This is a genomic window from Bradyrhizobium sp. USDA 3256 (assembly GCF_054058275.1).
Window position 1 is genome coordinate 1,534,971 of sequence record NZ_JBSSAE010000002.1, and the last position, 22,870, is coordinate 1,557,840.

Genomic DNA, 22,870 nt, shown 5'->3' on the forward strand with positions numbered 1-22,870 from the left:
TCGAAACTCCTAGTTCTTCATTCCGTGGGACATGTTCATATGATCGTGAGCGGCAGGCGCCGGGCTCTGCTGCGTCGGGGCCGGCACGGACGCCGTAACCGGGTCTCCGATCGCGAGCTTCATGGCGTCGATCTCCTGCCGCTGCTCGACGATGATTTCCTGCGCGATCCGGCGTAGCTGTTCGTTCTTGCCGTAGCGGAGCTCGATCACGGCCATGTCGATCGCGCCCTGATGATGCGGCGTCATCATCGCGACGAAGTCGCGGTCGATGTCGCCGCTCGGCTTGGCCGCCATGTCATTCATCATCTTGGTCATCGCGGTATCGTTTTCAGCAAGGAAGGCGCTCTCCTCTGCGGTCTGCGCGCCCTGCGCCGGATGAAGGTCGTCATGTGCGGACGCGGCCGCTGCGGCGGCGAGGGCGAGCACGACGGACGCGCCGAGCGGGGCGAGGACGGACTTAAGGAATCGAGGAGGCATTTGCGTTCACCCTGGGAGTTGTCGGGAAAGCCGAACGGTCCGGCCTCGGGGGCCGGCTTGCATGGGTGGGACGCGGCAGCGTGAGTTCTATTCCGTCGCAGGGGCGAAGATTTCTTGTCGATCACGACTTGCTGATCGACGGAATGATCCGTTTCGGCCGAGCCAGCCGATTTGCGATCGGCAAGCCACTGGCTATAAGAGGGAATTCCGGTTCCGGTCGACCGGTTCCTCGATCCTCCCTGCGCAAGTCGCTCGCGCCAAGAAGGCCAAGATGTCCGCCAAGATCGATCCGATCACCCGCTCCGTCGTCCAGCACCGCCTGTCGTCGATCGTGAAGGAGATGGGCGAAGCCATGCTTCGCACTTCCTATTCGCAGATCCTCAATTCCAGCCGCGATTTTTCGCTGGCGATCTGCGACACCGACGGGCGGCTGATCGCGCAAGCCGACCACATTCCAGTTCATGTCGGCGCCTTGCCCTGGGCGACGCTGGCGGTCGAGGAGCGCTTCAAGGATGTCGCGCCCGGCGACGTCATCCTGCTCAACGATCCCTATCAGGGCGGCAGCCATCTGCCTGACCTGACCGCATTCGTGCCGGTATTCGATGGCGGCAAGCGGCTGCTCTGGACCATCGTACGCGCGCATCAGAGCGACATCGGCGGCGCCACCCACGGCGCCTACAATCCGGCCGCCACCGAGATCTATCAGGAAGGCATTCGCATTCCGCCGATCAAGCTCTACGAGGCCGGCAAGCCGCGCGAGGATCTGCTCGACTTGCTGGCGCTCAACATCCGCAATCCCAGGGAATTCCGCGGCGACCTCGCGGCGATGCTCGGGGCCGCGCATCTCGGCGAGCGCCGTGTCGCAAAGCTGTTCAGCGAATTCGGCGCGGACACGGTCGAAGCCGCGATCGAGGCGATTCTGGACGCGACCGAGCAGCAGACCCGCGCCGTGGTGTCGACCTGGAAGGACGGCGTGTTCTACGGCGAAGCCCTGCTCGACGATGACGGCCACGGCCGCACCGACATCAAGATCGCCGCCAAGGTGACCAAGAAGGGCAGCGACATCGAGGTCGATCTCACCGGCTCCGATCCGCAGTCGACCAGCTTCGTCAATTCCTCGCACGCCAACATGCAGGCAGCGGTCGCGATGGCCTTCGCCTATCTGATCGACGCCGACATTCCCAAGAACACCGGCGCGCTGCGGCCGCTGAAGGTGGTGGCGAAGCAGGGCACGATTGTCTGGGCCGATCCCGGCCGTCCCGTCACCTTGTGCACCAGCCATCCATCTAACGAGATCGTCGAAGCCATCATCAAGGCGATGTCGGCGTCCTGTCCGGATCGCGTGATGGGCGGCTGGGGGCGCCGCTTCCGCATCGCGATCCAGGGTGAGGATCCGCGCACCGGACGCAATTTCATCTGGCACATGTTCCAGGCCCGGCCCGGCGGCGGCGCCTCGCCCGGCGGCGACGGCTATTCGTCGATCGGCGAGTGGCATTCGGTCGGCGGGCTGAAATTCGGCAGCATCGAGGTTGCCGAAGTGCGCTTTCCCCTACATTTCCGCCAGCACGAATTCCGGCCGGATTCCGGCGGCGACGGCCAGCATCGCGGCGGCCTTGGCGTCGCGCTCGACATGGTGCTGGAGACGCAAAAGCCTGCCAAGGGCAACACCGCCGGTGATGGCGCGCGCCATGGTCCCTGCGGCATGCTCGGCGGCAAGGACGGCGAGCCGCATCATTACCGGCTGCTCTCGGAAGGCCGCGCGCCGCGCGTGCTGAAGACCAAGGAAGTCGGCATCGAGCTGTGCCCCGGCGATTGCCTCGAGATCCGCTCTTCCGGCGGCGGCGGCTGGGGGCCGCCAGAGAAGCGCTCGGCGGAAGCGCGGGCGCGCGATCTTGCGCAAGGTTTGGTTTCGAAAGCGTTGTAGGCAGCGATGTACACGATTGGGGTCGACGTCGGCGGCACTTACACCGACCTGGTTGCGACGGATCAAACCGGGCGAACCGTTTTCGCGAAATCGCCGTCCACGCCGGCCGATCAGTCGATCGGCGTCATGGCGGGACTGGAAGAGCTGGCGCGCCGCCTCGGCGTGACGCGCGCAGCGATGCTCGCCGCGACCGATCGCCTGGTGCACGGCACGACGGTCGCGACCAATGCGCTGCTCGAGCGCAAGGGCGCGAAGGTTGCGCTCTTGACCACCGACGGACACCGCGATGTCGTCGAGATGCGCGAGGGGCTGAAGCCGGACCGCTACGATCTGCGCACGCCGCCGCCCGAGCCGCTGGTGCCGCGCGAGCGTCGCTTTGGCGTGCGCGAGCGGCTGAAGGCCGACGGCGGCGCCGCGGTTGCGCTCGATGCCGCCGCGCTCGGCGACGTCATCGCCGAGGTGAAACGTTCGGGTGCGAATTCCGTCGCGGTCTGCTTTCTGCACGCCTATCTCAACCCGGCACATGAGCTTGCCGCCGTCGAGCAGCTGGCGAAGGAGCTGCCCGACGTCAGCGTGTCGCGCTCGAGCGACGTGCTGCCGCAGATCAAGGAATACGAGCGCGTTTCGACCACGATCGTGAACGCCTATGTCGCGCCGACGGTGCGGCGCTATCTCACTAATCTGGAGCGCAGCCTGCATGAGGCGGGTTTCAAAGGCTCGCTGTTCGTGGTGCTGTCGCATGGCGGCATGGCGCCGGTGGAGGAGGCCTCGCGGCTCGCCGCGGGCACCGTGCTGTCGGGACCGGCCGGCGGCATCTCCGGCAGCCGCCGCTGCGCGGATCTTCTGGGGATTCCCGATCTCGTGCCGTTCGACATGGGTGGCACCTCGACCGATATTTCGCTGATCGCTGATGGCCAGGCCTCGCTGTCGGCGGACGGCATGCTCGCCGGCCAGCGCATCGCGCTGCGCAGCCTCGACATCGCCAGCATCGCCGCCGGCGGCGGCTCGATTGCGAGCGTCGACGGCGGCCGCACGCTGCGGGTCGGGCCGGAGAGCGCGGGCTCGGTGCCGGGCCCGGCCTGCTACGGCAATGGCGGCACGGCTGCTACCGTCACCGATGCCAATGTCGTGCTCGGCTATCTCGATGCCGCCGCCTTCATGGGCGGCGCGCGCCCGCTCGATCGCGCAGCGTCGGAGGCTGCGGTCGATCGTATCGCCGCAGCGCTCGAGCTGTCGCGGATCGAGGCCGCCGCCGGCATCTACAAGATGATCAATCTGAAAATGGCCGACGGCATCCGCCTGATGACGCTGCGTCGCGGCGTCGATCCCCGCAAATTCGCGCTGCTCAGCTTCGGCGGCGCCGCCGGCATGCACGCCGCCGAGGTCGCGCGCGAGCTTGAGATCAAGCGTATCATCGTGCCGACGGTCGCCTCCGTCCTATCGGCCTGGGGCATGCTGACCAGCGATCTGCGCTACGAGGTCAGCCGCACTCATTACGGCACCGGCCGGATTTCCGCCGACGAAGTCCGGGCGCTGTTCGAAGGGTTAGAACAGCAGGCCGCGGGGCGGCTGCGCGACTGGTTCAAGGGCGACATCGCCATCGAGCGTTCGGCCGAGATGCGCTACGGCGAGCAGGTGTTCGAGATCGACGTGCCGCTCGGCGACCTCGATCTCGGCGCCGCGGACCTGGTGGCGCAGATCGAGGAGCGCTTCCATCGCCGCCACGAAGAGCTCTACACCTATGCCTCGCGCGGGCAGGAGGTGGTGTTCGTCAACGCCCGCGTCGCCGCGGTCGGCAAGGTGGCGCGCGGCAGCGTTGATGCCGGAAAGGCCAGCTCGGATGCACCTTGCGCGCCGCGCGGCAAGCGGCAGGCCTGGTTCGGTGCCTGGCGCGAGGTGCCGGTCTACGCGCTCGACGATCTCAGGCCGGGCCATTCGCTGGCCGGTCCCGCGATCATTGAGGCCGAAACCACGACCGTCCTGGTCGACAGCGGCGACCGCGTCGCGGTCAACCCGCTGGGCTGGCTCGACATAACATTGCGCTGAGGCCGGCCTCCGCCATCAACATTTCATTTTTCCGGCATTGGCTTGGGCGATAAACTCCGCTCGCTCGGGAGGAGCGCCGGCCCGCTACCGGCGTTTGTGGCGATGTTGATGCAAACAAAAAGACAAACGGCGCTTTCGATATCCCTCGTCCTCGCAGCTGTCCTTGCGGCGGCGCCGTTGCGCGCGCAGCAGGCGCAGACGGCGGCCGGCAACGAGATCCGCATCGGCAACGTCATGCCCTATACCGGGCCGCTCGCGGCGTTCGCGACCATCGGGCGGGCGGAGGCGGCCTATTTCGACATGGTCAACGAGCATGGCGGCATCAACGGCCGCAAGGTCAGGTTCGTCTCGGTCGATGACAGTTCCAATCCGAAGATCGCGATGGAGCAGACCCGCGATCTCGTCGAGAAGCAGGGCGTGCTGTTGATGTTCGGCTCGTTCGGCACGCCGAGCAATCTCGCGGTCCGGAAGTACCTCAACGAGAACAAGGTCCCGCAGCTGTTCGTCGCTTCCGGCGACGAGGCGTGGGCGCATCCTGTGACCTTTCCCTGGACCATGGGCTGGCAGCCGACCTTCCGCGCCGAGGGGCGGATCTACGCCAATTACATCCAGGCGGCCTATCCCTCCCGCAAGATCGCGGTGCTCTGGCAGAACGATCAGTTCGGTCGCGACCTATTCAAGGGATTGCAGGAGGGGCTCGGCGACACCGCCGGGATGATCGTCGCCGATCTCGCCTTCGACGCGTCGGAGACCGCGATCCAGAACCAGATCGGAATCCTGAAGAACTCCGGCGCCGACATCCTGGTGTTCGACGGCGCGCCGGCGATCGCGGCGCGCGCGATCCGCGTCGCCGCGGACCTAGACTGGCATCCGGTGTTCATCCTCGACAATGCGTCGGCTTCGATCGCCAGCGCCTTGCGGCCAGCAGGTCTGCAGAATTCGCTCGGCGTGATCTCGACCTCGTTCCTCAAGGATGCCGGCGATGCCTCCTGGAAGGACGATCCGCAGATCAAGGCGTGGCTCGCCTTCATGGACAAGTATTATCCCGACGGCGACAAGGACGACATCTACGCCGTGTTCGGCTACGCCGCCGCGGACACGCTGATGCAGGCGCTGCGCCAGTGCGGCGACGATCTGTCGCGCGAGAACATCATGCGGCAGGCGGCGTCGCTGAAGGACTACCAGAGCCCGATCGCGCTGCCCGGGATCGTGATCAATACCGGCCCGAAAGACTTCCGCCCGATCAAGCAGATGCGCCTGGTGCAGTTCGACGGCAATGCCTGGCAGCCGATCGGCGACGTGATCGACAGCGCGTTCACGGCCGTGCGGGAGGATAATTGAGGTCGCGATAGTTGGGACTAGCGTCGTCCCGGCCTAGTGCGCAATTGCGCACTAGGCCGGGACGACGGTGTAGAGAGACCTACTTCTTCAATCCATAATTCAACAGCCCGCCCTTGTTCTTCGGCGGATGCGCGCGCAGGCCTTCCTCGTTCGGCTCGGTGCCCCAGCCCGGCCGATCCGGGATCACGAGATGGCCGTCGACGAATTCAGGCACGTGGGTGAACAGCTCGTGGTCCCAGGCCAGCCGATCGATGTCGGTCTCCATGATCCGCAGGTTCGGCACCGCGGCGCAGAAATGCGCGTTCATCATGGTGCAGAGGTGGCCGTAGAAATTATGCGGCGCGACGTTGACCTCGAAATGCTCGGCGGCGGCGGCGATCTTCATCGACTGCCAGACCCCGTTCCAGGGCGTATCGATGATCGCGACATCCATCGCCTGCTCGGTGAAATAGGGCAGGAATTCGCGCAGGCCGAGCAGCGTCTCGCAGGACGAGATCGGGTGCGGGCTCTGGCGGCGGATATAGCCGAGCGCCTGCGGGTTGAAGGTGTCGATCTCGACCCAGAACATGTCCATCTTCTCGATGGCGCGCAGGATCTTGAGATAGCCCTCGGTCTTGGCGTTGAAGTTGAGGTCGAGCAGAAGATCGACATCCGGCCCCGCGCCGTCGCGGATCGCCTCCAGATGCATGCAGAGATTGCGCAGCACGGTGCGATCGATATTGATCTCGGGCTGGAACGGCGAGCCGAAGCCGGGGCGCCAGCCTTGCGGCTTGCCGTCGGTGTAGACGAAGATGTTGGTCTTCATCGCCGTGAATTTCTTCTCGCGCACCTCGGCCCCGATCGCCTTGACGCCGTCGAGATCAGTGATCGCCGGCTTGTACCAGTCGGGATGATTGATGCGCCAGGTCGCGCAATGCGACCAGTACACCCGCACCCGGTCGCGGATCTTGCCGCCGAGCAGGTCGTAGCAGGGCACGCCGAGTGCCTTGGCCTTGACGTCGAGCAGCGCGTTCTCGATCGCTCCGAGCGCCAGCGCCACCACACCGCCGGCGGCGGGGCGCGTCGCGGCGAACAGCTCGACATAGATCCGCTCGTGCTCGAACGCGTTCTTGCCGACCACCCGCGCCGACAGCCGCTCGATCGCCGCCGTCACGCCGGGCGCGCCGAAGCCCTCGTCATATTCGCTCCATCCGACCAGCCCGTCCGTGGTCGTCACCTTGACGAAGTGATAATTCCGCCAGCCGGCATCGCAGGCGAGCGTCTCGACGCTTTTGATTGTGGTGGATTTGCTCATGGCTTCCTGCCCGGGTTGTTTGTTGCTGTTGGGAAGTACCAACAACGGATCGGCGAAGACGTCAATTCGCGCCAGGGCAAGGCGACAATGCAGCCCCGTCATTGCGAGGAGCTCGCGACAAAATTGCAAAGCAATTTTGCGCTGAAGCGACGAACCAATCCCCGAGTGGTGCGATGGATTGCTTCGCTACGCTCGCAATGACGGGGAGGGAACGTATGCACAAACCGTGACCCTTCGAGACGCCGCTTCGCGGCTCCTCAGGGTGACGGGGAGAATCCTGTGTCAGGCCGGAACAGCGTCGGCCGCTGCCGTTCGAACGTCTTGCGGCCGCGCTTGAAGCCCATCAGCACGTCGGGCAGCTCGGCGATCGCGTTGGTTCCGCTGTCGGTGTCGAGCACGACGATGTCGGCGGGATTACCGACCGTGATGCCGTAGTCCTTCAGGTTCATCAGCCGCGCCGGCAGGTCGGTGACGAGATCGAGGCAGGCGTCGAACTCGCCGATCCCGGCATGCGCCGCATTGGCGTAGAGATTGGCCATGCGCAGCAGCGATGCATCGCCGAACGGGGTGAAGGGATTCTGCACATTGTTGGTCGCGACCGAGCACAGCACGCCATCGGCGACGAGCCGGTGCGCGGCGGTCAGCCCGCGCGGCGCATTATGGGTGGCGTCGCGTCCCATCAGATAGAGATCGGTCGCCGGCAGCACGGTGACCGCAACGCCGGCCTCGGCGAGGCGCGCGCTCGCCGCCTTCAGCCGCTCGGGCGGCAGCGCGGAAAGTTTGGTCGCATGCCCGATCGCAACGCGCCCGTGATAGTTGCGCCGCTCGGTCTGCCGGCAGACCTCCTCCATGTGCCACCAGGAGGGATCGAGGTCGAAATCGAGATGCAGGTCGACATCGACGTCGAACTCCTGCGCGAGGTCGAAGATGCGCGCGATATGCGCGTTCGGATCGCAGTCGACATAGGGGCAGCCGCCGACCGCCTCGGCACCGTCGTGCAGCGCCGCGACCAAGAGCTCGTCGGCCCCGGGATCGTTGGTCAGGCCCTCCTGCGGAAAGGCGCAAAGCGAGAGGTCGAGCGCCCAGGCATAGTCGCGTTTCAAGGCCTTGACTGCCTCGAAGCCGCGCAGCCCGATCCTCGGGTCGATCTCGACATGCGTCCGCATCCGCGTGGTGCCCGCCGTGATCGCGCGCTCGATCACCCTGCCGCCACGCGCATAGACATCCTCGACCGTGAAGTCGCGCTTCATCGCCGACACCGCGCGGATCGCCTCGCCGAGGCTGGCGTGATCGTGGCCGCAGCGGCCGAGCAGGCAGGCCTTGTCGAGATGGATATGGGTGTCGACGAAGCCGGGCAACGCCAGCCGGCCGTTGAGGTCGACGTCGACCGCCTCGCACACGAGGCGCGGCGCGATCGCGGCAATCCTGCCGCCGGCGATGCCGATATCGACCGCGGCGGCAGAGCTGCGCGTCACGGCATTGCGGAAGACCAGGTCGAAGGCAGGTGTCGCGATCATCGGTCAGGAAACATCAGGATGGTCTGAGCCTAGCGGAAGGGCAGGGAACCAGCAGCACCAGATTGTGTGCAGTTCTATGGTTCGATTGTCTAAAAAATATGCATACACTTTGGCGGTCAGATTGTAGAGTCCTGATTATCTCCGGAGGCCCCCATGTCCGCACCCGCCAAAGCCGATGCCCGCCCGATGTCCGACGCCGAGATCGTCGAGGCTTATCTGACGGCGTCGATGATCCCGGATCCGGATGCGGCCGCGGCCCATATGAAGCCGGGCACGGTGATCACCTTCACCGGCGGGCGCGAATTCGACCATCCGCGCGGGCCGACCGGCTTCAATGCGAAGCGCTATCGCTGGGTGAAGAAGAAGATGGACCGCTTCGATGTCTGCCCTGGCACGGACGAGACCGTCGTCTACAGCGTCGGCACGCTCTACGGCGAATGGACCGACGGCACGTCGTTCGAAGGCAACCGCTATGTCGACCGCTTCGTGGTGCGGGACGGGCAGATCGTAAAGATGGACGTCTGGAACGACAGCGCCGAGCGGATTTTGGTGCAGCGGGGGATCGAGGCGTAGGGAGCGGTGCCAGTTCTCCCTCGCCCCGCTCTTGCGGGGTCGAGACGAGCGAAGCTCGCTCTTAGAGGGTCGGGGTGAAGGGCTGCATCCGCGAGTATCGGCCGCGGATGGACCTGTATTCCCTCACCCGGATCGCATCTGCGATGCGATCCGACCTCTCCCCGCAGGCGGGGCGAGGTGAGAGCATCAGCGCCGCGCCGCCTTCGGCAGCTTCACCATCTTTTCGCCGCTCGCCTCGTCGGCATAGGGCGCCAGAATATCCAGCAGATCGCGCCCGCGCTGCGGGCTTGGCGCGACCAGCGCGCGGGTCGCCACGGAATCCAGGTGGCTGTGCATCAGCCCCATCACCTTGTCGACGTCGCCTTTCGCCAGCGCGGCGATGATCGCGCGGTGCTCGTTGATCGCGCATTCCGATGAATGCGGCCGGCTGTAGAGCGACAGCGTCAGGCAGCAGCGGTAGGCGACCTCGCTGACATAGCGCACCAGGATCGGGCTGTTCGTCATGTGGGCGAGCAGGATGTGGAATTCGGTGGCGAGCCGGATCGACACCGCGTCGCTGCCGTCGCGGGCCCGATCCTCGGCGTCGACATGGGCTGTGAGCTCGGCGATCTGCGCCTTGGTCAGCTTGCCCGCGAGCTGCCGCACCACCAGCCGCTCGAGCTCGATGCGGATGTCGAAGGCATCGCGCGCCTCCTGCCAGCTCGGCGTCGCCACCACGGCGATGCGGTTGCGGCGCAGCTCGACCAGGCCTTCCGCCGCCAATTGCCCGAGCGCATGCCGTGCGATGGTGCGGCTGACGCCGAAGCGCTCGCCGAGGGAATCCTCGGGCAGCTTGGCGCCGGGCTCCAGCGCCTGCTCGATGATCGCGCGCCGCAGCGCGCGGCAGATCACGCTGACCTTGTCTGACGATTCAGCCGTCTTGCCGCTGTCGGCGCGCCCCGCCATTGCCGCGAATCCCTCTCGAAGCTGCTTCGAACGCCTCTTTATCATACCGCCAAAGCAATCGGGCGCTCGAATTGCATGCAGTTTGAGCCACGGATTGCCCAAAAGGAATCCGGCCATTTGGGCGCGGAATGCGCGATCCCCTTGATTTTCAACGCGGCGGCCGCTGGCATCCAGTTTGCATGCACTTTGCTCGTGATGCGCATGCAACCAAACTCCGAATTTGCCGGCGAGCCGATGGCCGCCGGATCCGCGCCGACCGCGATCGAGCTGTCGGACGCCTCCGTGACCTTCGGCCGCGGCGCCCGCGCCGTGCCGGCACTGTCGACAACCACGCTGCGGATCGCCGAGGGCGAGTTCGTCGCGCTGGTCGGCCCGTCCGGCTGCGGCAAGTCCACCATCCTGCGGCTGGTCAGTGGCCTGACGCGGCCGACCACCGGCGTCGTCATCGTCGGCGGCCGCGAGGTCGCGGCGCGCGCGATGCGCGTCGGTATGGCGTTCCAGAACCCGACCATGCTGCCGTGGATGACGATCGAAAAGAACATCATGCTGCCGCTGAAGATCGTCGAGCCGTTCCGCTCGCAATTCCGCAAGCTGCGCAAGACCGAGTTCCGCGACAAGGCCAATGCGCTGCTCGAGCAGGTCGGGCTGAAGGGATTCGGCGGCCGCTATCCGTGGCAGCTCTCCGGCGGCATGCTCCAGCGCGCCAATCTGTGCCGCGCGCTGATCCACGAGCCGCGCATGCTGCTGCTCGACGAGCCGTTCGGCGCGCTCGACCAGTTCACCCGCGAGGAGCTGTGGGGAATCCTCCAGCAGCTCTGGATGACCCACAGGCCGACCGTGCTGCTGGTCACCCATGATCTGCGCGAGGCCGGCTTCCTCGCCAGCCGCATCTGCGTGATGAGCGCGCGGCCCGGCCGCATCCTCGACGACTCCAGGGTCGATTTCGCCCGTCCGCGTACCGTGGCGATGACCTTCGAGCCCGACTTCGTCGCGCTCAACCAGAAGCTCCGCGCCTTCATCGTCGATGCGCGCACCGCGGCGCGAGAGGGAGCCTGACCATGTCCACGTCAGACATCAGGCAGAAGGCCTGGTCCGCGGCGCTGATCGTGCTGTTCTTCGTCGCCTGGGAATTGTTCTGCCTGATGACGGGGATGTCGGACCTCGTGTTGCCGCGGCCGTCGCAGATCTTCGTCACGCTGTTCGAGAAATTCCCGATCCTGTGGCCGCACATCGTGCAGACCCTGGTCACCACCATGATCGGCTTCGTGCTCGGCGTGGCGCTCGGCTTGGCGCTCGGTGCCGTGATCGGGGTGTCAAAAACCGCCTACGACACCTGTTATCCGCTGCTGGTCGGCTTCTCGTCGATCCCGAAGGTCGCCGTGGTGCCGATCTTCGTGCTGTGGTTCGGCTCCGGCACCGTGCCGGCGGTGTTGACCTCGCTGTCGATCTGCTTCTTCCCGATCGTCGTCAACATCGCCACCGGTCTTGCCACCACCGAACCCGAGCTCGAGGACGTGCTGAAGGCGCTCGGCGCCAGCAAGTTCGACATCCTGTGGAATGTCGGGCTGCCGCGCACGATGCCGTTCTTCTTCGCCTCGCTGAAGGTCGCGGTCTCCTACGCCTTCGTCGGTGCGGTGCTGTCGGAAACCGTCGCGTCGAACCGCGGCATCGGCAACGTTATGATGACGGCGTCCTCCAATTTCAACGTGCCGCTGGTGTTCGCCGGGCTGTTCGTGCTCGCCGGTCTCGGCGTTGCGCTCTACGTCCTGTTCTCGCTGATCGAGGGCCAGGTCACCGGCTGGGCGACGCGCAAGGACAATGTCATCGCCACTTGAGACACTTCGTCAACCGTCAAGCAATGAAGCTTAAGGAGATCTCGATGCTGAGAAAGATAAGCGCCGCGCTGTTGGGATTGGCCCTGGTCGCCGGTCCCGCGCGCGCCGAGGACACCACCATCAAGTTCACGCTGGGCTGGAAGACGCAAGGCTCGGACGCCGCGTTCTTCTACGCCAAGGACAACGGCTACTTCAAAGAAGAGGGCCTCAATGTCGTGATCGACCAGGGCGAGGGCTCCGGCGCGACCGTGACGCGCATCATGTCGGGCGCCTATGACGCCGGCTTCGGCGACGTCAACGCGATCATCCAGAACGCCGCGACCAAGCCGCAGGATGCGCCGATCATGGTCTACATGATGTGGAACCAGCCGCCGTTCGCGATCGTCGCCAAGAACTCGAGCGGCATCAAGTCGATCAAGGATTTCGAGGGCCATACGCTCGGCGGCGCGCAGGGCACGCCGACCACGCGGTTGTTGCCGGTGTTCGTGCACAAGAACGGGCTCGACGGCGAGAAGATCAAGGTCTCCAACATGGCGCCGAACCTGCAGGAGCCGATGCTGATCAAGGGCGACATCGACGCCGCGCTGGTGTTCAACATCACAAGCTATTTCAATTTGGTGCTGAACCGCCAGGACCCCGACAAGGACTTCAAATGGTTCTCGTTCGGCGATTACGGGCTCGACCTCTATTCCAACGGCGTGATGGTCTCGCGCAAGCTGATCGCGTCGAACCCGAAGGCGGTGGCCGGCCTCGTGCGCGCCATCAACAAGGGCGCGATCGCGGTCGCCAAGGACCAGAACGCCGCCATGAAGGCGGCGCTGAACTACGACAATCTGATCAATGTCGATGTCGAGAAGCGCCGCCTGCAATATTCCTTCGAGAAGCTGATCGTCTCGCCGGAGATGAAGGACATCGGCATCGGCGACGTCAAGGACGACCGCATGGCCCGCGCCATCGGCTTCATCGTCGAAGGCTACCAGCTCGCCCGCACGCCGGCCCCCGCCGAGGTGTTTTCGCGGGAATTCCTGCCGCCGCGCGCGGAGCGGGAGTTGGTGTATACGGCGAATTGAGGTTACGCGTCATTGCGAGGAGCGAAGCGAAGAAGCAATCCAGCTTTCCCCTAGCGGAGAGGGGGATTGCTTCGCTGAGCTCGCAACGACGACCAAGCGGAGAAGGTCGATGGACGTCACGGCAACCCGTCTGTTCTCCGCTTCTGACCTCGAGATCCGCAATGACGTCCTGCTCCGTCACGACGCCGGCATCATCGCCGATATTTCCGAAACCGCGCGCCCGGCGACAGGCCCGCGTTCCCTCATCCTCCCCGCTTTCGTCAACGCCCACGACCACGCCCGCCCGCAGGCCTCGAGCTTCGGCGCGGTCGGCATGCCCCTGGAGAGCTGGATCCTGCGCACGGTGGTCGGCACGCCGGTCGATCCGTATCTCACCGCGGCCTCGGCGTTTGCCCGCGCAGCGCAGGCCGGCTGCGCCGCCATGATGGTGCACTACACCCGCCCGAGCGGCACCATGCCGTTGCTCGATGAAGCCAGGGCGATCGCGCGCGCCGCCGGCGATGTCGGCATCCGCATCGCCTTTGCCATCGCCGTGCGCGACCAGAACCCGATTGTCTATGGCGACAGCGAAGCGGTGCTGTCATGTCTTCCGGCCGATGACCGCAAGACGATCGAACAGCTGTTCGTGCGCGCCCCGATGTCGCCGCAGGCCTATATCGAGCTGACCGACGCGATCGCTGCGGCGATTGGCGGGCCGAAGGTCGACGTCCAGCTCGGGCCGGCCGGCGTGCAGTGGTGCTCGAAGCCGCTGCTGGAGGCCGTCGCGGAAAATTCGGCGCGGACCGGCCGTCGTATCCATATGCATCTGCTCGAGACGACCTACCAGCGCGCCTGGGCCGACCGGTATTTCCCCGGCGGCATCGTCCGCTATCTCTGCGACATCGGTTTCCTCTCGGAGCGGTTGACGCTTGCGCATTGCATCCACGCTCGGCCTGACGAGCTCGAGATGATCGCGGCGTCGGGTGCGCGCATTGTCACCAATTTCTCCTCCAATCTGCATCTGCGCTCCGGGCTGGCGCCGATCGCGGCCGCGCACGGCTGCGGCTGTGCAATCGCGGTCGGCGTCGATGGCCTCGCGCTCGATGAGGATGACGACGTGCTGCGCGAGATGCGGCTGGTGCAGATGATGCACGGTGGTCTCGGCTTCAAGCGTACATGGACTGCTCAGGAATTCTTCACGCTCGCGATCCGCAACGGCCGCCGCGCCACCGGCGCGCCGGGCACCGGCGAGCTCACGGTCGGTGCGCCGGCCGATTTCGTCAGCATCGATCTCGACCGCCTCGAGCGTGATCAGATTCTCGATGCCGATCCGCTCGACCTCTTGTTCGCACGCGGCAATGCGTCGCTGATGTCAGAGCTTGTGGTCGATGGTCGCACCGTCGCCAAGGCCGGCCGGTGCCTCGGTGTTGATCTTCCCGCCATTGAGCAGGAACTGCGCGGCATCACCCGCGCGGGCGCTGCCTCATACGCGCATGTCTTGCGCGCATGGCCGCGACTGTCGAACTCAGTGCAACACTGGTTCGAAGCGCAGCTCACCTGCAATTAGCTGCACAATCTTCGCTTAGCGCCGAGCAGCAACTTCGGTCATACGCTCGCTAATTCCGTCAAGCGGAAGAAAATTCCACTTGCATCACACTCGTCGCGCGGCTTCAAGTTCATTCAACAAAAAAACTGAATCAGCCGCTGTCACCGGCTGGTCATGTGTCGCGAGGAAGCCTGATGGGCGCGTTGTCGCATCTGCGGATTGTCGAGATCGGAAGTGCTGCGGCGACGAGCTATTGCGCGCGGCTGTTTGCCGATTTCGGCGCCGATGTGCAGAAGGTCGAGCCGCCGCACGGCGATCCGCTTCGCCGCACCGCGCCGCTGACGCCCAAAGGCCGGAGCGCGTGGTTCGCGTTTCTCAACTTCAACAAGTCGAGTGTCGTGCTCAGCACGGGCGATGCGGGCGCGGCATCGCGCTTGCGGGAGCTGATTGTCGGCTGCGACATCTTGCTCGACGGGCGCGGCATCGCCGCGGCGGATTGTCCCGAGATCGATCTCGACGCGATCAAGCGGGATAATCCTGGCCTGATCCATCTCGACCTCGCCTGGTTCGGCGATCGCGGTCCCTACGCCAATTTCGCGGCGACGGACTCCACGATCCGCGCGCTGACCGGACTGGTGAAGCTGGTCGGTCCGGAGCAAGGGCCGCCGATGCACGCGCCGGATTTCCAGATCGGCATTCTGGGCGGGCTGTGGGGTTTCATCGCCGCCGCCTCGTCGGTGCTCGGCCGTATGCAGGACGGGCGCGGGCGGGAAAACCATCTCAGCCTGTTCGAGGCCTCTATCGCCGTCACCGAATACATCATGTTCGAGGCGTTCCAGCGCGGCGACATCATGCGGCGGATCGGCGTCAACCGGTTCTGGCCGACCTTTCCGGTCGGCATCTACGAGACCAAGCAGGGCTGGCTCGGCGTCACCACGGTGACCCCGGCGCAGTGGCGCGCGTTCTGCGAGATGCTCGGGCTCAACGAGCTGCGCGACGATCCGACGCTGGTCATGGGGGTCGACCGGCTGCGCCATGTCGCGGAGATCGAAGGCAGGATATTGCCGAAGCTGAAGCAGCGCACCGCGCAGGAGTGGTTTGCCGAAGGCCTCAGGCGCAAGATTCCGATCGTGCCGGTGCCGGAGATCTCCGATCTCATCGCCGACGAGGAGAAGCGCGCCCGCGGCGCCATCGTCCCGATCACCGTCGGCGACGAAACCGGCTTTTCCGCCGGCACCATGCAGCGGCTGACCGCAACGCCGCCGCTGCGCGGCGGCCGGGTGCCTGATCTCGGCGAGCAGCAGGCGAGGCGCGAGGCGGCGCCGCGCGTGCCGGCGCCCAAGCCCGCTGCAACCGATCGCTTGCCGCTCGAGGGCATCCGCGTCGTCGACTTTTCGATGGGCTGGGCCGGGCCGATCTGTACCCGCACGCTCGCCGATCTCGGCGCCGACGTCATCAAGATCGAGGCGACCCAGTATCCGGACTGGTGGCGCGGCGTCGACCGCCGTCCGGCCTATGTGCTGGAGCAGATGTACGAGAAGTCGGTGCGCTACTGCATCATGAACCGCAACAAGCGCGGCATCACGCTCGATCTGACCCGGCCGAAGGGGCTTGAATTGGCGAAGCGCCTGCTCGCCGATGCCGACCTCGTGGTCGACAATTATTCGGTCGAGGTGCTGCCCAAGCTCGGCCTCGGCTACGACGTGCTGAGCGAGATCAATCCCAAGCTGGTGATGATGTCGATGTCGGCGTTCGGCGCCGGCAGCGTGCACCGCGATTGCCGCGCTTACGGCTCGACGCTGGAGCAGGGCTCCGGCCTGCCCAGCGTGGTCGGCGATCCCGATGGTCCGCCGGTCATGAGCCATACCGCGTTCGGCGACGCCGTGGGCGGGCTTAACGGCGCCGCCGCGGTGCTGACCGCGCTGATCCACGCCAAACTGACCGGGCAGGGGCAGTTCATCGATCTGGCGCAGATCGAATGCATGATGCCGTTCGCCGCGCCCTGGATCGTGGCGCATTCGACCAGTGGCAGGCCGCCGACCAAATACGGCAACCGCCATCCCGATTTCGTGCCGCATGGCTGCTTTCGCTGCGCCGGCGAAGACAACTGGATCGTCGTCGCGGTGTCCGACGACGCGATGTGGCCAAAGCTCGCGCGGCTGCTCGGCCGCGAGGACTGGGCAGCGGACGAGGCGCTCAAGACGGCCGGGGGCCGCCGCGCCATCGAGGCCGAGATCGAGGCTGCGATCACGGCCTGGACCGCGGCGCGCGATGCCGATGCGGCGATGACCGCGCTGCAGACCGAAGGTGTCGCCTCCGGCGTGGCGCGGCTGCCGATCGATCTCCTGGAGGATCCGCAGCTCCACGCTCGCGGCTTCATCCAGCAGGTCGACCGCGCGTTCATCGGACGACATCCGCAGCCGTCGATGCCGTTTCGCGAGAGTGATGCGCCGTTCGCGATCCGCTCGGTGCCGCCGACGCTCGGCGAGCATAACCGCGAGATCCTCGGCGGCATGCTCGGGCTCTCCGACGCCGAGCTCGATGAGCTCACCCGCGAGGGCATCATCGGCACCGAGATGCTGATGGAGGAGCAGCTGGTGAAAGAAAAGAAGCGGGCGGCGGGCTGATGGAGGCAGGCCAGCCGGCACAGCGCAGGGTGGAGGGGGCGCGCGACGGCGCGCGGCCGCTGCTGTCCGTGCGGGGGCTCGGCATCCGCTTCAAGACCGCGCAGGGCGTCTGGCAGGCGACGCGCCGCATCGACTTCGACATCGCGCCCGGCGAGCGCGTCGGTATCGTCGGCGAGAGCGGCTGCGGCAAGACCATTACCGGCCTGTCGATCCTGCGGCTGTTGCCGGGCAATTTTGCCGGCCTCGACGGCAAGATCCTGTTCGACGGCGTCGATCTCGCCTCCTGCGGCGCGCGGCAGATGCGCGCGATCCGGGGCAAGCGGGTCGCGATGATCTTCCAGGAGCCGATGAGCGCGCTTGACCCGGTGTTCACCGTCGGCCACCAGATCGCCGAGACGCTGCGCGTCCATACCGACGTCAGCCATGAAGAGGCGCGCGCCAAAACGCTGGAGATGCTCCGCCGGGTCGGCATCGCCTCGCCCGAGCGGCGGATCGACGACTATCCGCATCAGCTCTCCGGCGGCATGCGCCAGCGCGTGATGATCGCGGCGAGTTTGATCTGCGGGCCGCAGCTTTTGATCGCGGATGAGCCGACCACCGCGCTCGACGTCACCGTGCAGGCGCAGATCCTCGAGCTGCTGCGCGACATCAGCGAGACCTCGAAGACCGCGCTGATGCTGATCACCCACGATCTCGGCGTCGTCGCCGAGACCTGCACGCGGATGATCACGATGTATGCCGGCGAGGTGATCGAGGACGCCACGGTCGACGAGGCGCTGGTGCGGCCGCTGCATCCCTATACGTCGGGACTGTTGCGCTCGCTGCCGCATTTGAGCTCGCGCCACGGCCGCCTGCCGTCGATCCCGGGCCGGGTGCCGTCGATCGCGGAGATGCCGAACGGTTGCCGCTTCCGGGCCCGCTGCGCGCATGCCACGAAAGGCTGCGAGGCCGAGCAGAAATTGCAGGACGCCGGCGGCGGCAGAAGAGTGCGCTGCTGGCGCTTTGCCGAGCTCGATCTGCCGGGCGCGCTGCATCCGCCCTCGGCGCCGGTTGGCGCGAAGGTCGCGACGCAATGACCACAGCCGGTGCCGAGCCCCGCCGCAACGCCATCGTCTCGGTGCGCGACCTTCAGGTCCGCTTCCAGACCTCGGACCGCCGCGCCACCGTGAAGGCGGTCGACGGCGTCAATTTCGACGTCCGCCGCGGCGAGACCTTTGGCATCATCGGGGAGTCCGGATCGGGCAAGACCACGATCGGCCGCGCGCTGGTGTTCCTGCTCAATCCCAGCGCCGGCGCCATCCTGCATGACGGCATCGATCCGCTGGCGCTGCCGCGCCGGGAGTTTCAAAACCATCGCCGCGACTATCAGATCATCTTCCAGGACCCGAACGCCGCGCTGAATCCGCGCATGACCATTCTGGCCTCGGTGCTGGAACCGCTGGAGCTCGCACGTGTCGGCAGCCGTGCCGAGCGCGAACGGCTGGCACGGCAGGCGCTCGAGCGCGTCGGCCTGCCGCAGGAATTCGGCGCGCGCTACCCGCATCAGCTGTCCGGCGGCCAGAAGCAGCGCGTCGTGATCGCGCGCGCGCTGACGCTGAAACCCAAACTGATCGTCTGCGACGAGGTGGTGGCCGCGCTCGACATGTCGATCCGCGGCGACGTGCTCAATCTGTTTGCCGATCTGCAGCGCGATCTCGGGCTGACCTATGTCTTCATCACCCATGATCTCGCCGTTGTCTCGCACATCAGCGAGCGCGTTGCGGTGATGTATCTCGGCCAGTTCGTCGAGCTCGGGCCGACCGAAGAGGTCGCCGAGCGGCCGCTGCATCCTTACACGCTCGCGCTGCTGTCGGCCGAGCCGCGGCCGCTGCCGTCTTCGATGCGGCAGGAGAGCCGTATCGTGCTGCAGGGCGAGGTGCCGAGCCCGATCGATCCGCCCTCGGGTTGCCGCTTCCGCACCCGCTGTCCGCATGCGCAACCGCTCTGCACCGCGCGTGTGCCGGAGTGGCGCGAGCTGAAGCCCGACCACTGGGTGGCCTGCCATTTCGCCGACCGCCCGAATTTTTCATCGAACTAAGAACACCGGAGGATGACGCCATGACGATGACGACACGACGCGAGGTTATGGCGCTGATCTCGGGCGCACTCGCCACCACCACGCTCGGCGGCCGCGCCTTCGCGGAAGGCGCGCCGAAGAAGGGCGGCACCTTGCGCATCTCGGCGCCCGCCAATCCGTCGAGCCTGGATCCCGCGACCGGCGGCGCCGGCTCCGACCACGCCTTCCTGTTCACGATCTACGACACGCTGACCGAATGGGAGTTCGACACGCTGAAGCCGAAACCCGGTCTTGCCGAGCGTTGGAAGTTCACCGACCCCACCACGCTGGTGCTCGACATCCGCGCCGGCGTCACCTTCCATGACGGCACGCCGCTCGATGCGGAAGCCGTCAAGTTCAATCTCGAGCGCAACCGCAGCGATGCGAAGTCGAACATCAAGGCCGACCTGCTCTCGGTCGCCGCGGTCGAGGTCACTGGCCGGCAGCAGGTGACGTTGAAGCTGAAGACACCCGATACCGCGCTGCCCGGGATTCTCTCCGACCGCGCCGGCATGATGGTGTCGCCGACGGCGCTGAAGGCGGCCGAGGGCGGCGTCGTGACGCGCAAGCCGGTCGGCGCCGGCGCCTATTCGTTCGTCAGCTGGGCCGACGGCGAGAAGATCGTGGTCAAGCGCAACGAGAAATACTGGAAGCCGGAGCGGCCGCTTCCCGACGGCATCGAGATCTCGATCATTCCCGAGCTCACCACCGGTGCCCGCTCGGTCACCGCTGGTCAGAACGATCTGATCTACCAGCTGCCGCCGCGGCAGAAGGTGATCATCGAGCGCGCCTCCAGCGTCAAGGTGGTGCATGGCCCGACGCTGTACGTGTTCCAGATCTTCCTGAACTGGGCGAAGCCACCGTTCGACAATATCAAGGTCCGCCAGGCGCTGAATTTCGCGATCGACCGCGAATCCTTCGTCAAGGCCGCGCTCGCCGGCCTCGCCGAGCCGGCCTACATGAACCTGCCGAAGGCGCATTGGGCCTATGACGCCGAGGTCGCCAAACTCTACCCCTACGATCCCGACAAGGCGGGCAAGCTGCTCGCCGAGGCCGGCTTCAAGGAGGGCACCCAGATCGAGTTCGGCGGCTATCCGGACCAGGATTCGGTGCAGCGTCAGGAGATCCTGATCGAGCAATTGCGCAAGGCCGGCATCAACGCGCGCTTCGTCAACGCCCCGGTCGCGGAGGCCTCTGCCGCCTTCTTCGGTCCGGAGAAGAAGGGCGCCGGGTTGCTCTCGGCCTGGACCGGCCGGCCCGACCCGAGCCTGACCTATTCGCTGATGTTCACCAAGGACGCCTATTACAATGGCGGCCGCGCGCCGGTGCCGGCCGAGCTCGAGGCCGCGATCAAGGAATCGCGCGCCTCGGAGGACATCGACACCAGGCGCAAGGCGTTCTCCACCGTGCAACGGCTGGTGATGGAGAACGCCTTCGTCGCGCCGCTGGCGTTCCAGTTCGAGCTGGTCGCCATGAACAAGAAGGTGCAGGGCTATCGACCGAACCTGCTCGGCAAGCCGAAATACGACGACGTTTGGCTCGGGAGTTAGGCGATGGCGCGACGGTCACCGGTCAGGGTCGTCGGCAGCCGCCTCGTGCAGGCGCTGCCCGTGATCCTGCTCGCGACCTTCATGGTGTTCGCGCTGCTCAAGCTGGTGCCCGGCGACATCGCCGTGACGCTGGCGGGCGACAACGCGACCGACGCACGGATCACCGAGATCAGGAAGATCTACGGTCTCGACCGCCCGTTCCTAGTGCAATATGGCGCCTGGCTCGGCAATGTCGCGCAAGGCGATCTCTCGCAATCGCTATTGACCGGCGAGAAGGTCGCGGACTCGATCGGGCGCGCGTTTCCGAACACGCTCCTGATCGTCGTGATCGCGCTGGCGCTGGCGCTGGTCACGGGCATCCCGATGGGCGTGATGGCCGCGATCAAGCCGAGCGGCTGGATCGACAAGCTGATCAGCATGCTGGCCTCACTCGGCGTCGCGGTGCCCGGCTTCTGGCTGGCGATGATCCTGGTGGCGGAATTCTCGTTGAAGCTGAACTGGCTGCCGGCGACCGGCGCAAAATCCTTCAGCGCCTCGCCGGTCGATGCGATCAGGCATGCGCTGCTGCCTGGCATCGCGATCGCGGCCTACGGCATGGCCGAGGTCGCGCGCCAGCTGCGCGGGGCGCTGCTGGAGGTGCTGTCGTCGCAATATGTCCGCACCCTGCATGCCAAGGGGCTGTCGATGTCCCGCATCCTCTGGCAACACGGCCTGAAGAATGTCGGCGTCAATCTGCTCACCATCATCAGCCTTTTAGTCAACCGCATGCTGGCGGCGACCGTGGTGATCGAGGCGGTGTTCGCCATTCCCGGTCTGGGCAGCCTGATTGTGCGCGGCGCGATCCAGCGCGATTTCCCGATCGTGCAGGGCGTCGTCTTCACCATGGTGGTCGTTGTCATCGCGGTGAACCTGATCACCGATTTGCTGTGCGCCGCGGTCGATCCGAGGATCGAGCAATGACCGACATGGCGCTCGCTCCCCTGAAGGCACCGGCGCGGCCGACGCGGCTGCGGCGCTTTGTGCGCTGGCTCGCCGGCGACCTCCGCGCCGCGCTGTCGATCCTGGTGCTCGTGGTGCTCGTCGTCGTCGCAATCGGCGCGCCCTGGATCGCGCCCTATGCGCCGACCGCGCAGGACGTCAACAACATGCTGGCGCCGCCGGGGCCGGCCCATCTGCTCGGCACCGACGATCTCGGTCGCGACATCTTCTCGCGTTTGATCTACGGCGCGCCGGCCACCGTCTATGCCAGCCTGCTTGCGGTCGGCGTCGCGGTCCTGATCGGGCTGCCGGTCGGCCTCATCGCCGGCTATTTCGGCGGCTGGATCGACGAGATCATCGGCCGCATCATCGACACCTTCCTGTCGTTCCCCGCCATCGTGCTGGCGATCGCCGTCACCGGCGCGCTCGGCATCGGGCTCACCAACGGCATGATCGCGGTCGGCATCACGATGTGTCCGGCGCTGGCGCGCATCGTCCGCGCCCGCACGCTGATCGTGCGGCAGGAGCTCTATGTCGATGCCTCCAGGGGATTTGGCGCGCCGACCTTGCATGTGCTGTGGCGCCACGTGCTGCCGAACACGCTGCAACCGGTCATCGTGCAGGTGACGCTCCTGCTCGCGGCCGCGCTGCTGGCCGAAGCCAGCCTGTCGTTCCTCGGCCTCGGCATCCAGCCGCCGGACCCGAGCTGGGGCGCCATGCTGGCGCGCGCCTATCAATACATGGAAATTGCGCCGGAGCAGATGTATGCGCCGGGCCTTGCCATTCTCGTCGTCTCCCTGGCGTTCAATGCGCTCGGGGAGTCCTTGCGCGTCGTGCTCGATCCGACCATGAAGGATCGCTAGGGGTACAAATGCTGACGGGATGCCGCGCTGTGTTCACCTCGCCCCGCTTGCGGGGAGAGGTCGAAATTTGCGCGCAGCGCGAATTTCGGGTGAGGGGGAGTCTCCACGAGCGAGCCTGCGGAGAGTCCCCCTCACCCGAAGCCTACGCTTCGCTTCGGCTTCGACCTCTCCCCGCAAGCGGGGCGAGGTAAGCAAACTTACGGAACCGAT

19 protein-coding genes are annotated in these 22,870 nt (G+C 66.1%); 14 read left to right on the forward strand and 5 right to left on the reverse strand.

Annotated features, from left to right (window positions below; genetic code table 11):
• Positions 1 to 9 precede the first annotated feature (9 nt).
• A complete protein-coding gene (locus ACVWY5_RS09010) occupies positions 10 to 477 on the reverse strand; it encodes a DUF305 domain-containing protein (protein ID WP_028334406.1) in 468 nt (155 codons plus the stop codon).
• A 271-nt stretch (positions 478 to 748) separates the two neighbouring features.
• Between ACVWY5_RS09010 and ACVWY5_RS09015 the strand changes: the two genes are divergently transcribed.
• From ACVWY5_RS09015 to ACVWY5_RS09025, 3 genes are all read left to right on the forward strand, one after another.
• Positions 749 to 2,401 (forward strand): hydantoinase B/oxoprolinase family protein, encoded by a 1,653-nt coding sequence (locus ACVWY5_RS09015; protein ID WP_028334405.1) that lies wholly within the window; start codon positions 749 to 751, stop codon positions 2,399 to 2,401.
• 6 nt (positions 2,402 to 2,407) lie between these two features.
• Positions 2,408 to 4,447, forward strand: coding sequence for a hydantoinase/oxoprolinase family protein (locus ACVWY5_RS09020; RefSeq protein WP_028334404.1), 2,040 nt, complete (start codon positions 2,408 to 2,410; stop codon positions 4,445 to 4,447).
• A gap of 108 nt (positions 4,448 to 4,555) precedes the next feature.
• Positions 4,556 to 5,788 (forward strand): ABC transporter substrate-binding protein, encoded by a 1,233-nt coding sequence (locus ACVWY5_RS09025; protein WP_028334403.1) that lies wholly within the window; start codon positions 4,556 to 4,558, stop codon positions 5,786 to 5,788.
• Positions 5,789 to 5,867: 79 nt separating this feature from the next.
• Here ACVWY5_RS09025 and ACVWY5_RS09030 read toward each other — a convergent pair whose 3' ends face one another.
• A complete protein-coding gene (locus ACVWY5_RS09030; protein ID WP_028334402.1) occupies positions 5,868 to 7,082 on the reverse strand; it encodes a mandelate racemase/muconate lactonizing enzyme family protein in 1,215 nt (404 codons plus the stop codon).
• Positions 7,083 to 7,339: 257 nt separating this feature from the next.
• Positions 7,340 to 8,599 carry an amidohydrolase family protein gene (locus ACVWY5_RS09035; RefSeq protein WP_028334401.1) on the reverse strand — a complete coding sequence of 420 codons (1,260 nt, stop codon included), beginning with the start codon at positions 8,597 to 8,599 and terminating at the stop codon, positions 7,340 to 7,342.
• 153 nt (positions 8,600 to 8,752) lie between these two features.
• Between ACVWY5_RS09035 and ACVWY5_RS09040 the strand changes: the two genes are divergently transcribed.
• On the forward strand, positions 8,753 to 9,172 hold the full coding sequence (locus ACVWY5_RS09040; protein WP_028334400.1) for a nuclear transport factor 2-like protein: 420 nt from the start codon (positions 8,753 to 8,755) through the stop codon (positions 9,170 to 9,172).
• A 186-nt stretch (positions 9,173 to 9,358) separates the two neighbouring features.
• Here ACVWY5_RS09040 and ACVWY5_RS09045 read toward each other — a convergent pair whose 3' ends face one another.
• Complete coding sequence (locus tag ACVWY5_RS09045) at positions 9,359 to 10,117, reverse strand: GntR family transcriptional regulator (protein ID WP_028334399.1); 759 nt, start codon at positions 10,115 to 10,117, stop codon at positions 9,359 to 9,361.
• A gap of 41 nt (positions 10,118 to 10,158) precedes the next feature.
• Positions 10,159 to 10,320 carry a hypothetical protein gene (locus ACVWY5_RS09050; RefSeq protein ID WP_160321815.1) on the reverse strand — a complete coding sequence of 54 codons (162 nt, stop codon included), beginning with the start codon at positions 10,318 to 10,320 and terminating at the stop codon, positions 10,159 to 10,161.
• Here ACVWY5_RS09050 and ACVWY5_RS09055 point away from each other — a divergent pair.
• The 10 genes from ACVWY5_RS09055 to ACVWY5_RS09100 all read left to right on the forward strand — a co-directional run bounded on the left by ACVWY5_RS09055 (position 10,319) and on the right by ACVWY5_RS09100 (position 22,660).
• The gene (locus tag ACVWY5_RS09055; protein WP_050387287.1) at positions 10,319 to 11,173 is read left to right on the forward strand and encodes an ABC transporter ATP-binding protein; all 855 of its coding nucleotides are present in this window, start codon (positions 10,319 to 10,321) and stop codon (positions 11,171 to 11,173) included. The two genes, ACVWY5_RS09050 and ACVWY5_RS09055, sit on opposite strands and share 2 nt — an antisense overlap.
• A gap of 2 nt (positions 11,174 to 11,175) precedes the next feature.
• Positions 11,176 to 11,952 carry an ABC transporter permease gene (locus ACVWY5_RS09060; RefSeq protein ID WP_028334397.1) on the forward strand — a complete coding sequence of 259 codons (777 nt, stop codon included), beginning with the start codon at positions 11,176 to 11,178 and terminating at the stop codon, positions 11,950 to 11,952.
• 44 nt (positions 11,953 to 11,996) lie between these two features.
• A complete protein-coding gene (locus ACVWY5_RS09065; RefSeq protein WP_028334396.1) occupies positions 11,997 to 13,022 on the forward strand; it encodes an ABC transporter substrate-binding protein in 1,026 nt (341 codons plus the stop codon).
• Between the two features lie 109 nt (positions 13,023 to 13,131).
• Positions 13,132 to 14,568, forward strand: a complete 1,437-nt coding sequence (locus tag ACVWY5_RS09070) for an amidohydrolase family protein (RefSeq protein WP_038377516.1) — start codon at positions 13,132 to 13,134, stop codon at positions 14,566 to 14,568.
• A gap of 173 nt (positions 14,569 to 14,741) precedes the next feature.
• The gene (locus ACVWY5_RS09075; RefSeq protein ID WP_028334394.1) at positions 14,742 to 17,174 is read left to right on the forward strand and encodes a CoA transferase; all 2,433 of its coding nucleotides are present in this window, start codon (positions 14,742 to 14,744) and stop codon (positions 17,172 to 17,174) included.
• A complete protein-coding gene (locus ACVWY5_RS09080) occupies positions 17,174 to 18,250 on the forward strand; it encodes an ABC transporter ATP-binding protein (protein WP_051376172.1) in 1,077 nt (358 codons plus the stop codon). The genes ACVWY5_RS09075 and ACVWY5_RS09080 overlap by 1 nt, the downstream gene beginning before the upstream one ends.
• Entirely contained in the window at positions 18,247 to 19,251 is a 1,005-nt protein-coding gene (locus tag ACVWY5_RS09085) for an ABC transporter ATP-binding protein (protein WP_028334392.1), read from the forward strand. The genes ACVWY5_RS09080 and ACVWY5_RS09085 overlap by 4 nt, the downstream gene beginning before the upstream one ends.
• Before the next feature lie 20 nt (positions 19,252 to 19,271).
• A complete protein-coding gene (locus ACVWY5_RS09090) occupies positions 19,272 to 20,819 on the forward strand; it encodes an ABC transporter substrate-binding protein (protein WP_028334391.1) in 1,548 nt (515 codons plus the stop codon).
• Between the two features lie 3 nt (positions 20,820 to 20,822).
• A complete protein-coding gene (locus ACVWY5_RS09095; protein WP_028334390.1) occupies positions 20,823 to 21,779 on the forward strand; it encodes an ABC transporter permease in 957 nt (318 codons plus the stop codon).
• Positions 21,776 to 22,660: an ABC transporter permease gene (locus tag ACVWY5_RS09100; RefSeq protein ID WP_028334389.1), complete on the forward strand. Its 885-nt coding sequence runs from the start codon at positions 21,776 to 21,778 to the stop codon at positions 22,658 to 22,660. Before ACVWY5_RS09095 ends, ACVWY5_RS09100 begins: the two co-directional genes overlap by 4 nt.
• The last annotated feature ends 210 nt before the right edge of the window (positions 22,661 to 22,870 follow it).